This window comes from Psychrobacter sp. CX18, from assembly GCF_057396215.1.
In genome coordinates, this window is sequence record NZ_JBXYJH010000005.1 from 80,349 (window position 1) to 92,292 (window position 11,944).

Here is an 11,944-nt window from a genome sequence, read left to right on the forward strand (position 1 = left end):
CCCAGCGTAAGTATAACTTCCACCGTCTGACAAACTAGTATGATGAATGTCTTAAGATAAAAATGTTAAAAGCACCTTAGGGTGCTTTTAATGCTTTATGAGCAATAAATTTATAGAAAGTGCTTGAAAAGAGACATATAACGTCATACAAAGTGCTTAGATTTTTAAAACTGTTTAACTTTTAAATATCGCAACTATTAAGTGTCGCAGCTATGAGCTTCTCACCTTCAGATTTTAAAAAACCTTTAGACTTAAGCTACCGTCATATTCTCGCTATTGCTGCCCCAGTACTGATTGCAAACCTTGCGATGCCGCTTCAAGGCGCTATTGATGTTGGCGTGGTCGGACATTTCCCAAAGCCTTATCATTTAGCTGGTCTGGGTATAGCCTCACAGTTATGGCTATTAATATTGGTGAGCTTTAATTTTTTGCAATATGCCTCATCTGGTTTGTCTGCTCAGGCATTAGGTAGACAGACCAGCACCGGAAAATATAGTAATGAACTTGCTGACATATTATATCGCTCGTTAGGACTCGCCTTAGTACTGGCTGTCATATTATGGTTATTAAAACCCTTTGTCATAAGTTTGGGATTGGATTTATTGGGTGCTCAGCCTGCAAGTAGTGAAGCGGCTTCGACTTATCTCACGACACGCTATTATGGCATTGTCTTTGAGTTAATGAATTATGCCTTTATTGGTTGGTTTGCCGGTCAAGGCAAAACCACACAAATGATGATGGTGCAGTTGCTTATTTCATTCCTTAATATAGTATTGACATTAAGTTTTGTGTATATTTTTGATATGGGTTTGCAGGGTGTCGCGCTTGGTACTGTTTTAGGGTATGTCTCTGGCTGTATGGTCGCTTTTTTGCTAGCCCGAAATGTCATACTAAAAAGCAGTATTAACCGTTTCGCAGATAGTTCTATCCATGCAGATAGTTCTATTAAGGCGACTTCTAAATCTACCGATTCCACGAAAACTGTTTTGAATACTACTTTAAGGTACCCTAGTGTTGACAATCAGTTTACTCTAAAACAAAGACTGGCGGAGATATACGCCTGGGATAAGATGCTCAGTTTATTTTCTTTAAATAAAGACATTTTTATCCGCACCATATTATTAACGCTAAGCTTTGCCTGGATTACCCGTTTATCAGCTCAGCAAGGTGATTCAATCATGGCTACCAATGCTGTTTTGTTGCAGGTACTAAGTATTTCTGCATTTGCGTTAGATGGAGTAGCAGTAGCCGCTGAAAGCTTATCCGGTCAATCAGCAGCTCGAAAAGATCGGCAGCAATTTTTGACTGCGGTCAAACGAACGGGAGTTATATCCTTATGGCTTGCCGTGTCTTTAAGTATGATATGGGCTATTGTTTTGCCTAGTTTTATTAAAATCATGACGGATCTGCCCTCAGTCACTAAACTGGCTATTGATTATCGATATGTTGCACTCTTTTTGCCTCTAGCAGGCGCCGGTGCTTATTGGCTGGATGGCATTATGTTTGGGTTAACCGCAGGGCCAAAGATACGTCAGGTTGCTATAATTGTGTCCATAATATTTTTTCCTTTGACCTTTGTTATTTATCAGTACTATGGCGACACTCATACTATGTCGGTCATTTGGTTCAGTGTTTATTGGTTATTATTATCTCGGTTTGTGATAGCTGCCTTTATATTGTGGCGTAATCAAGAAGCACTAATTTATAATAATGAAGGTTAGGACTATAACGGTAGGGTTAACAAGCTATTTACATCAATTTTCTTGAGCAGAGTTATTTCTACTAAAGGATGAATATTTGTTAATAAAAAAGCAAGGGGATAGCTCAATGAAAGCTAACCACTTGCTTAATATTACCAAAAAACACTCTCTATATTAGTACCGAATGGCTTTAAGCTCGTCGATAAAATACAATAAGAGTTTTGAGCTTAGTTCTCTTCAATCCCTGTCATATCAACAGGAGTATCAGCAATCACTTGGACACCAGAGGTTTTTTCTTTAGCCATGTCATTGCGATGTTCTTGTAAATAGTCTAAATAATCCTCGGTGATATTACCGGTAATATAGTTACCATCAAATACCGCACAGTCAAATCCTTCAACCTTACTGTGTTTGGTATCTTGAACAGCATCAATTAAGTCATCTAAATCTTGAAAAATAAGACGATCTGCACCAATAATTTGACGGACTTCTTCAACACTGTGACCAGAAGCAATCAATTCATGACGCACTGGCATATCAATGCCATAAACATTGGGGAATTTAACAGGAGGGGCTGCACTTGCAAAAAACACCTTATTTGCGCCAGCATCACGGGCCATTTGAATAATCTCGTGACACGTGGTTCCTCGAACGATTGAGTCATCTACCAATAGTACGTTTTTATTTTTAAACTCAAGAGGAACCGCATTCAGCTTCTGACGGACAGACTTTTTACGCTGCTGTTGGCCTGGCATAATAAAGGTCCGGCCAATGTAGCGATTCTTCATAAAGCCTTCACGGTACTTAATGTTTAAATTAAGCGCTAACTCCATCGCTGAGGTACGTGACGTGTCAGGGATAGGAATAACCACATCAATACCATGGTCGTCGCCCCACTCTTTACGGATTTTTTGTGCTAACTTCTCACCCATACGTAAACGGGCTTTATACACTGATATATTATCAATGATAGAATCAGGACGAGCAAAGTAGACATACTCAAACATACATGGGGTATATTCTTTGGGTTCAGTACACTGACGCGTATGAAGCTGATTGTTCAGATCGATAAAAATGGCTTCACCAGGCTTAACATCGCGAACCACCTTAAACCCTGAGCCGGTTAATGCGACAGATTCAGATGCCACCATATATTCGGTGCCACCATCCGCGGCAAGGCGCTCGCCATAGACAAGAGGACGAATGCCGTTAGGATCTCTAAAAGCGACAAGCCCTTGACCGGTTATTAATGCGACAACGGCATACGCACCTTCAATACGCTTATACATTGAGCTAATCGCACTAAAAATATCATCCGGTGTTGGTTTGGTTTTACCCAAAGCTTGGATCTCATGTGCCAAAACATTTAAAAGAACTTCGGAGTCAGAGTTGGTATTAAGATGGCGTAAATCATCTTGATATAACTCCTTAGCCAAAGTTTCTGCATTGGTTAAATTGCCATTATGCGCCAGTGTAATACCATATGGCGAATTAACATAAAAGGGTTGAGCTTCTGCGCTACTTGAGGTACCGGCTGTGGGATATCTGACATGTCCCACTCCAAATTCACCCACTAAGCGCACCATATGACGTGTCATAAACACATCACGTACCATACCATTGTCTTTGCGTAGAAAAAAGCGCCCATTCTTCATGGTTACGATACCCGCAGCATCTTGACCACGATGTTGTAATACCGTTAACGCGTCATACAACATTTGGTTCACAGGTTCATGCGCTGCAACACCGACAACTCCGCACATACTCTATCCTTTTAAAATAGTCTTTATGAATTAAAAGATTTATTTAGTGGTGGCGAATAAACTATATTAACTAAGAATTAACTAGATTCATTCACTTCTTGATCATCTACTGACTCGACGTCTTGCTCTGGAACATCTATTGCGTCCCATGCATTACTCAAGACTTTGGCAGTAAATTCTTTTGCAAAAGGGGCATACGGTAACAATTCTGGTGCGATAACTGAAGATTTCCAGATTGCCATTGGCATTAATACGGGAGCTGAGATACTTAATAAGACCAGTACTACTAAAAGGTTTTTAAGAGCGCCGAGGACACCACCCGCAAGTTGATCAACAAGACCCAACTTCAAACTTTTAACAATACCTGACACCATAAAGCTAAATATTTGAATCACTAATAAGACTATTAATACAACTATTAGGAAACCTGCACCCATTTGTAATACAGGAGAGTTAATAAAACCTGCAAGATGAGGCGCAACGACACTTGCCAATCGTGTGGCGGCTAATAGCGCGACAAACCACCCTACTAACGAAATTGAGCTGCGTATAAATCCAGCCTGAAAACCTCGCCATAGACCCGCTAGTATAATAAGGGCAATAATAATGTCTAATAAACCCATGGTTGTTATAAACTCATGTTAGCTTTACCTATTAGGACGTTAACAGGCAAATTCCGATAGAATAAGTATCTAGGACAGCGTTCCATCCAGTCCTAGTTTTGAGCATTAAAACATTTGAGTCTTTAGGTAATAATATTTAAGAGCCATTTGTATTAGCTTTGCATAGACATAAAAAACAGACACTAAAACGTTAAAGTATCTCGATGACTGGCAATAGCTTCAATACACTGCTGTACCAACCTAGGTCCCTTATAAATCATACCCGTATAAAGTTGCACCATATCAGCACCAGCATGTAACTTACGGACCGCCTTGTCCCCACTATCGATACCGCCGACACCAATAATAGGAAGTTTGCCGTCTAGACGCTCATAAAACTGTTCAATAACTTGGTTACTCAAGTGCCCAACTGGTCTACCAGATAAGCCCCCTGCTTCATTACCGAAAGCTAAATCTTCTACACCCGTTCTACCTAATGTGGTATTTGTCGCAATTAAACCGTCAATCTCAAATTCAATCAGCTGCTCAGCAATATAATCTATTTGATCAGCAGTGAGATCAGGGGCAACTTTTAGCACCATAGGCACATAAAAACCATAATCCGTCGCTAGTTGGCTATGTTTATTTTTTATAGCTTCAAGCAACTCAGTCAACGCCTCACCACTTTGTAAATCGCGCAGGTTTTTAGTATTTGGTGAGGAAATATTGACCGTAATATAAGACGCATGGGGATACACCCGCTCCAAGCAATATATATAGTCATCCACTGCGTTTTCAACAGGGGTCACTGCATTTTTACCGATATTAATACCTATATTACCTTGGTACTTACAATTCTTTACGCTATTGACTAAATGATCCACACCTAAATTATTGAATCCCATACGATTAATAATGGCACCCGCCTCTTTAATTCTAAATAGACGTGGCTTTTCATTACCGCCCTGCGGCTTAGGCGTCACTGTACCCACTTCAATAAACCCAAAGCCTAACTCCGCTAATGCATCAATATAGTCTCCATTTTTATCCAAACCTGCCGCTAAGCCTACTGGATTTGAAAATTGCAAGCCCATACACTCAGTCGGCAAAGCCTGCTGAGAGTAAACAAAACCTAGTGCATGAGCTTTATGAGCCTTTTCAAGAAGTTGTAGCGTTATTTCGTGGGCGTGTTCAGGATCTAAATTGAATAAAAAAGGACGTAATAAGGCATAAGACATAACGTTGGCTGACCTGTTATGGGATAAGTGAATTTAGAAGTTGCTATCAACATGTCTATCATGTCTAGAGCGCCACTTAAGAACTGATAATTATAACAGTATAATTAATGCAAATCACACATTAGACATTTTTAATAAATAAGGAATCTAGTAGATTTAAATTGGAGGTAATATCTGTTTGAGTTTGTCGGTGTTTAAATGAATAACGCCATAGGTGAATAATTTTTTATTAATGATAGTACATTTTATTTTTGACGGTCATTTATTATTGACAGTAATTAAGGCACGGGTCGTTTATCAGATAACGCAATCCAACCTTTCACTATTCTATAGATATGCCACAATATGGCAAATCCTAATACAAGTCCGCCTAACATTAAGACAGCCGTTGAACCATAAGCTAAATCTGTATTGCCTGAGACAAAACCACTTCCGAAGCCTCCAAAACCTATCACTAGAATAATCACTCCAATCACGCCTAGGATAATACTGTACCAAAAGGTTTTAATTTGCCAATCAAAGTGTGTGGCAAGCCAAGTATTCTCAGCTTCATTACGGCGTGCGTAATTCATAATAATAGGAATAATCCACATAATGCCAGCAGTAAAAAAGCTAATAGCATACAGTAGATAGGTAATATGATTATAACGAATGAGTGACTCTTCATTTTTTATATCATTTACCGAGTTAGGACTATTTGAGGTACGTAAGCGCTCAGAGTGTCGTGATGATGAGACAGGAACAAATCCAGAATTTATCGTATCAGACTCTTCTGGTTTAGTATCTTGATTTTTAAAGCGGTCGTTATTACTCATGAGAGTACTCCTCAAAATGAAATGGCATATAACTGTGTAGAATGCCACCTTACGCACCGAACCATTGCATATACTTTGTTAAAGAGCTGTTATCAATAAGGACTTTAATTTATAAAGGCTCTTATTTATTAAAAAATTTAGTGGCTTATATAATGTATTATTGACTCTATAATGTATAAAATAATCGCTTATTCATAATACTAAGAAGGTATAAAGCGCTCAATCTCTTGTCCCATATCGGGTGCAATAAATTCAGCGTCAAATATGCGTGCTTCAGCTAAGCTATAAGACTCTGGATCTGTTGCCGTTAATAACGCTGCCATTTTTGCAACAATTGGCATATGACACACCACTAACACACATTCCGCTTCGACATCTATCAAAGAATGAAGTCCTTTTAAAGCATCGTCTTCAGGAGTTATGCTAGGGTTAACAGTAACGGGCACATTAGGGTTAAGAGCAGAAAAAGCTTCCAACGTTTGTTGTGCTCTCAAATAGGGACTCACCACAAAAGCATCAGGTTTGTATTTATTAAAAATAAACTGGGCCGTTTCAGCCGCTTGCTGTTGACCAAGCTGTGTTAATTGTCGTTCTGAATCATTCGAAGTTTGTCTCTCAGCTTCACCATGACGTACTAATATCACTTTCATATTAACCTCGCTTATTCATCATTCTTAGTCTTTTTTAGCCACTCTTTATCATGCTCTATCAATCGAAAAAATTGACTCTAAAAACTGATAGAGTTTGCTATTTTTATTGGCATCTTAAAGAGGTAAATAAACTTAGTCTTTACTTTCGGTAGCTGCCGTCATTTGTGCATTCAAGGCTTCATTGGTTTGCCCATGAGGCATCACAAATTCAACATCACTTCTAAAACCAGACTCCATTAAGTTAAGGGCAACGCCCAAAGCAGCCTGGTCATCAAATATAACAGCATATAAAGCATGGGTAATAGGCATATAAATACCAAGCTTTGTTGCTTTTTCATGAACCTGCTGAATAGTATTTACCCCTTCTGCTGTTTGTCCAAGCTTTTTAATAGCGGCGTCAAGACTCATCCCTTTGCCAAGCATATTGCCAATACGGTAGTTACGACTCAGCTCAGAACTACAGGTAGCATAAAGGTCACCCACACCAGACAGTCCTAAGAAAGTCAAAGGGTTAGCGCCAGAAGCTGCTCCAAATCGGCTCATCTCAGCCAGGGCTCGAGTCAGTAACATCGCTTTGGTATTTTCACCAACATTATAATAAGCCGCCATACCCATGGCGATGGCATAGATGTTCTTTAAAGCGCCACCAAGCTCAACGCCTTTAATATCATCTGAGGCGAATATTCTAAAGAAAGCACTGTGCAGAGCTGATTGCACCGCGTGGCGTAACGCCTCTGACTCACTAGCAATGACCGAGGCTGACGGCATATTCTGCATAATTTCAACGGCTAGATTCGGGCCAGACATGACCCCAAAGTTGACTTCAGGCAACTCTTCTTTGATGATATCACTCATCAAGCTAAAGGTATCTTTCTCCATACCTTTAGTCAAAGATACGATAGACTGTCCTGATAGATAAGGACGAATCTTTTTTAAGGTTTCTCTAAACGCTGAACTGGGCACAGCGACAAAAATAATGTCTTTATCTTGGACGGCAGATTTAAGGTCATATTCGAATTTAAGACGCTCATCTAACGTATAATCTGGCAGATACTTTTTATTAACTCGGGTCTTTAATAGTGATTTAACGGTTCGTTTATTACGGACCCACAACGTAGAATCACAACCATTACGCGCCGCTAAGTTTGACATTGCGGTTCCAAAACTGCCCCCACCTAAGAAAGCCAGTCGCAGCTCATAGGGAGGCTTTGCGCCTTGAGGTTTGGTCATATTATTTACCACAACGTCTTCGACAGAGGAAGGATCGAGCGTTTGATTCTTTTTAGCTTTAGCACTAACTTTACTGGCCTTTTCTAATAGACTGGCTAATAGACCTGCATTGAATCCCGTCTTATTGTCTGCCGAATTATTATCTTTATCAGCCTCATTAGTGTCGTCTAAATTTTTATCATTCATATTTTGGCTCTCGTCGTTGTCAATCCTATCTAGGGTATCAGTGTGGTCTACATTATCCGAATTATTAGAACTTTTATCTCTTTTTAAGCTATTTTTAGGAAATTTCATAGACGGCTCCTTGTCTGGTAAAATTTTATCCGTTGTAGAAGCTATTGGTTATAGTTAACAAACTCTGTAATGTCGATCTCTTTGCGACTTGGCATGGCGCAGTGGCTAGTTCCGACATAGACAAAAGCGGTAATATAATCTTCGCCACTGACATTAAAGTAGCTTTTTACTGCCGGTTCGTTTGCAAGAGGTCCTGTTCGCCATACTGTACTAAAGCCTTGTGCTTTAAGTGCCAATATTAGATTTTGTACTGCAGCCCCTGCACTAAGCAGTTGCTCAAATGGCGGTACCTTTTCATGATAGCTCATACGAGTGACTACCGTAATAATCATAGGAGCACGCAGAGGCATTTTTTGAGTTTTCTCAGCGGTGCGCGGGTCAAGTTCAACACCTTCACGCTCAGCCTTAGCTTTTGCAGCTTGTAGTAACGCTCGACCCATCTCATTTCTTGCATTGCCTTGAACCACGGTAAAACGCCAAGGCTGTAATTGCTTGTGATCTGGCGCTGTCATGGCGCATTCAATGGCCGTCTCAAGCTGGGATTGATTGGGCGCTGGTATGCTTAAGTTGCCAATGCTACGACGTGATTTTATCCAATTAATGACTTGCTCATCAGTGACAACGGCATCTTGGTCCATATTATCAATGTTGAGGCTATTATCACTACTTGAAGAATCTGAATGGGATGATCCATTATCTGATGCATTCGTGTTTAAAGCGCCCGCTCTTTTTTGGTTATCTATGTCAGACATAAAGTCCTCTATATATTTTTATGTTTATCATCTAAATCTGTATGGTTAGCGTGCTATTTTTCTAAATACAACACGTTCACAGTCCAATACGTCCTAAAGGGTGTATTCCAAATAATTGTACGTGCTAAATATAGCATCCAGTTAATATATTGTCATAGAACGCCTTGATTGCAATAGCCTTTACCAAACCGTTACTTAGCAGTGAGTTCTTATTGAGTTTAGCATCACACTCTTTAAAATTTTTAAGGCCCTTGAACCTTGTACCGCGGCGCAAAGCACAATTATAACTTTGGTTCTATAGGTTCTAACGGCTGCTTAACATCCGCATTTTGACCACGATGACGCAAATAGTGATCCAGTAAGACGATAGCAAGCATTGCTTCGGCGATAGGTGTTGCCCGTACCCCTACGCAAGGATCATGTCGTCCTTTGGTTAACATATCGACAGGCTGAGCTTGTTGATTAATGCTTCTTCCGGGTGTTGTAATACTAGAAGTAGGCTTAAGTGCAATACTTACCTTGATATCTTGACCAGAGGATATACCACCTAAAATGCCTCCTGAGTGATTCGCGGTAAATCCTTGTGGGGTTAACTCATCACGAGCCGTATGACCAAATTGCTCAGCGACGCGCATCCCATCACCGATTTCAACCCCTTTAACCGCATTAATACTCATCATGGCATGGGCAATATCGGCATCCAAACGATCAAAAACCGGCTCACCCAATCCCACGGGGACACCTGAAGCAATAACCTCAAGCTTCGCCCCGCAGCTGGTTCCTTCTGCACGCAAGCGTGTGATTAACGCCTCAAATCTTGGTATCGCATCCGCATCGGCACAAAAAAATGGGTTGCTATTAACGAATTGCCAGTCAATAGCTTGTGAGTCGATAGCAGCGGTTGTCTCGTTGCCAATTTGTACCACATGACCATGGATTTGAATGCCTAATCTGTCAAACAAATACTTCTTGGCAATGGCCCCTGCAGCGACACGCATTGCCGTCTCACGTGCTGATGAGCGGCCGCCACCTCTGTAGTCACGAAAGCCATACTTCATACTATAGGTATAGTCAGCGTGTCCTGGTCGAAAGGTATCTTTAATGTCAGTATAATCTTTTGACTTTTGATTGGTATTGCGAATAAGGAGGCCGATAGACGTCCCTGTGGTCCTACCTTCAAAGACACCTGAAATAATTTCTACCTCATCAGGTTCACGGCGTTGAGTCGCAAATTTAGAGGTACCTGGTTTGCGTCGATCTAAATCAACTTGTAAGTCGTCACTCGTTAACGCCAAACCGGGAGGTACACCATCTATAATAGCCATCAAACCCGGTCCATGAGACTCGCCACTTGTCGTTACTTTAAATACTTGTCCTATACTATTTCCAGCCATAGATAATGCTCAATTTTATTTAACATTTAATGAATTTAATAAACTAATTGCTATTGACCTGCCTTAAATTCAGCACTTATAGTCGTACGGTCATCTAAGTTAATATTATGTTAATGCTGTAGCTTTGACTAGCTAAATTACAACCGAGCTACTTGCGCTTCAAATAAATGACGGAAACTGATTAACTCGTCTCGATCCATGGCAAAAACCCCGTGACCCCCTCGGGCAAAACTCAACCAATTAAACTGAATCTCAGGGTAAGCCTGACGTAACGCCCAATCACTGTCACCTACCTCGCAGATAAGTAAGCCTTCTTGCGTTAAGTAGTCTGGCGCTTCATATAATATTTTATGCACCAAATCCAGACCATCTTGTCCGGCAGCCAACGCATGCTCTGGCTCATGGATGAACTCAGGGGGTAGCTCTGCCATTGCTGCGGCATCGACATAAGGCGGATTGGTGACGATTAATTCGTATTGGTTTTCAGCAGGGAGTTTTTCAAACAAATCGGATTCAATTAAATTGATTTGATGGTCCATACCATGGTGTTCTATATTGACCGCAGCCACCTCAAGAGCAGATGTATCAATATCTGTGGCATCTACTAAGGCATCCCTAAATCTACTCACTAACGCCACTGCAATACATCCAGACCCTGTACATAGGTCTAATATTCTTTCAGGTTGGTACAGTTGTTTATCTTCTAAACCATGTAAATGAAAAGACGGAATATCCGCTGTAGAATCAGGGCCTAAGGGTTGGGCAAATTGATTGGTTTCAAAATAGGGATAAAACTGCTGACGGATCAATTCTGCAATGGGTGAACGAGGAATCAGCACTCTTTCATCCACATAAAACGGCAAATCACAAAAATAGGCTAAATTAACCAGATAGCTTAAGGGTTGACGATTGATAATACGCGACTGTAACAGTGACAGTATCTCCCCCTTTTCTGAGGGGGTTAATCGGCATTCTAAAATCTGATCATCGGCATTCCAATCTAGAGACAAAGGATGTAGTACGATAGCAGCAGCTTCGGCAAACACATCGTTTGTGCCCTGAGCAACGACCACATCATAATTGCGAAGCTGAGTCACGCAGAAACGAATATAGTCGCGAATAGTCAATAACGAGTGAGCTGCCTCATCACAGTCTGCCAGCAAACGATCATACTCTCCATCGCCCGCTAAAGCGTCTAATGATAAACTGTCTATGCCATCAGAATAATTCATATTAGAGCTTACCTTATTAGAAGAGCTGTTCTGAATATTTGATAACAAGGTTTGTGGATCTAATGTATTCTCTAACTTTTTGTCTACATGAGCCAGTGATTTATCTACATGAGTCAGTGACGAGTTATGTTCTGTGTGACTGACGGATTCATTAGTTGGTTGAGACGTTTGTTGACGACTTGGTGTGTGAGTATTATCAGTTGGCATAATTATTTCGTTATCCGCGTAACAAGATGAGTTTAGTATAGTCAAAGAACTTTAAAGTAGTCACAAG

Annotated in this window: 10 protein-coding genes; 1 reads left to right on the plus strand and 9 read right to left on the minus strand. The window is 40.5% G+C overall.

Going from position 1 to position 11,944, the window contains the following annotated elements; genetic code table 11:
* Window positions 1–212 precede the first annotated feature (212 nt).
* Window positions 213–1,721 (plus strand): MATE family efflux transporter, encoded by a 1,509-nt coding sequence (locus tag AC2SLT_RS05615; protein ID WP_486546660.1) that lies wholly within the window; start codon window positions 213–215, stop codon window positions 1,719–1,721.
* Between the two features lie 206 nt (window positions 1,722–1,927).
* Here AC2SLT_RS05615 and purF read toward each other — a convergent pair whose 3' ends face one another.
* From purF to prmB, 9 genes are all read right to left on the minus strand, one after another.
* Window positions 1,928–3,463 carry an amidophosphoribosyltransferase gene (gene purF / locus AC2SLT_RS05620; RefSeq protein ID WP_486546661.1) on the minus strand — a complete coding sequence of 512 codons (1,536 nt, stop codon included), beginning with the start codon at window positions 3,461–3,463 and terminating at the stop codon, window positions 1,928–1,930.
* 77 nt (window positions 3,464–3,540) lie between these two features.
* Entirely contained in the window at window positions 3,541–4,086 is a 546-nt protein-coding gene (locus AC2SLT_RS05625; RefSeq protein WP_486546662.1) for a CvpA family protein, read from the minus strand.
* A 182-nt stretch (window positions 4,087–4,268) separates the two neighbouring features.
* Window positions 4,269–5,303 (minus strand): quinone-dependent dihydroorotate dehydrogenase, encoded by a 1,035-nt coding sequence (locus AC2SLT_RS05630; RefSeq protein WP_486546663.1) that lies wholly within the window; start codon window positions 5,301–5,303, stop codon window positions 4,269–4,271.
* A 278-nt stretch (window positions 5,304–5,581) separates the two neighbouring features.
* The gene (locus tag AC2SLT_RS05635) at window positions 5,582–6,118 is read right to left on the minus strand and encodes a DUF4870 family protein (protein ID WP_486546664.1); all 537 of its coding nucleotides are present in this window, start codon (window positions 6,116–6,118) and stop codon (window positions 5,582–5,584) included.
* A 200-nt stretch (window positions 6,119–6,318) separates the two neighbouring features.
* Entirely contained in the window at window positions 6,319–6,768 is a 450-nt protein-coding gene (gene sixA / locus AC2SLT_RS05640) for a phosphohistidine phosphatase SixA (RefSeq protein ID WP_486546665.1), read from the minus strand.
* Between the two features lie 132 nt (window positions 6,769–6,900).
* Window positions 6,901–8,184, minus strand: coding sequence for an NAD(P)H-dependent glycerol-3-phosphate dehydrogenase (locus AC2SLT_RS05645; protein ID WP_486546819.1), 1,284 nt, complete (start codon window positions 8,182–8,184; stop codon window positions 6,901–6,903).
* Between the two features lie 149 nt (window positions 8,185–8,333).
* Window positions 8,334–8,930, minus strand: coding sequence for a nitroreductase family protein (locus AC2SLT_RS05650; RefSeq protein WP_486546820.1), 597 nt, complete (start codon window positions 8,928–8,930; stop codon window positions 8,334–8,336).
* A 395-nt stretch (window positions 8,931–9,325) separates the two neighbouring features.
* Window positions 9,326–10,438, minus strand: a complete 1,113-nt coding sequence (gene aroC, locus AC2SLT_RS05655; protein WP_486546666.1) for a chorismate synthase — start codon at window positions 10,436–10,438, stop codon at window positions 9,326–9,328.
* A 137-nt stretch (window positions 10,439–10,575) separates the two neighbouring features.
* Window positions 10,576–11,670 carry a 50S ribosomal protein L3 N(5)-glutamine methyltransferase gene (prmB, locus tag AC2SLT_RS05660; protein WP_486546821.1) on the minus strand — a complete coding sequence of 365 codons (1,095 nt, stop codon included), beginning with the start codon at window positions 11,668–11,670 and terminating at the stop codon, window positions 10,576–10,578.
* Between the last annotated feature and the right edge of the window lie 274 nt (window positions 11,671–11,944).

Bases quoted from the DNA above. Each gene is read 5' to 3' on its own strand.
- AC2SLT_RS05615 (WP_486546660.1), top strand. From the start codon at position 213: ATGAGCTTCTCACCTTCAGATTTTAAAAAACCTTTAGACTTAAGCTAC.
- purF (WP_486546661.1), bottom strand. From the start codon at position 3,463: ATGTGCGGAGTTGTCGGTGTTGCAGCGCATGAACCTGTGAACCAAATG.
- AC2SLT_RS05625 (WP_486546662.1), bottom strand. From the start codon at position 4,086: ATGGGTTTATTAGACATTATTATTGCCCTTATTATACTAGCGGGTCTA.
- AC2SLT_RS05630 (WP_486546663.1), bottom strand. From the start codon at position 5,303: ATGTCTTATGCCTTATTACGTCCTTTTTTATTCAATTTAGATCCTGAA.
- AC2SLT_RS05635 (WP_486546664.1), bottom strand. From the start codon at position 6,118: ATGAGTAATAACGACCGCTTTAAAAATCAAGATACTAAACCAGAAGAG.
- sixA (WP_486546665.1), bottom strand. From the start codon at position 6,768: ATGAAAGTGATATTAGTACGTCATGGTGAAGCTGAGAGACAAACTTCG.
- AC2SLT_RS05645 (WP_486546819.1), bottom strand. From the start codon at position 8,184: ATGAATGATAAAAATTTAGACGACACTAATGAGGCTGATAAAGATAAT.
- AC2SLT_RS05650 (WP_486546820.1), bottom strand. From the start codon at position 8,930: ATGGACCAAGATGCCGTTGTCACTGATGAGCAAGTCATTAATTGGATA.
- aroC (WP_486546666.1), bottom strand. From the start codon at position 10,438: ATGGCTGGAAATAGTATAGGACAAGTATTTAAAGTAACGACAAGTGGC.
- prmB (WP_486546821.1), bottom strand. From the start codon at position 11,670: ATGAATTATTCTGATGGCATAGACAGTTTATCATTAGACGCTTTAGCG.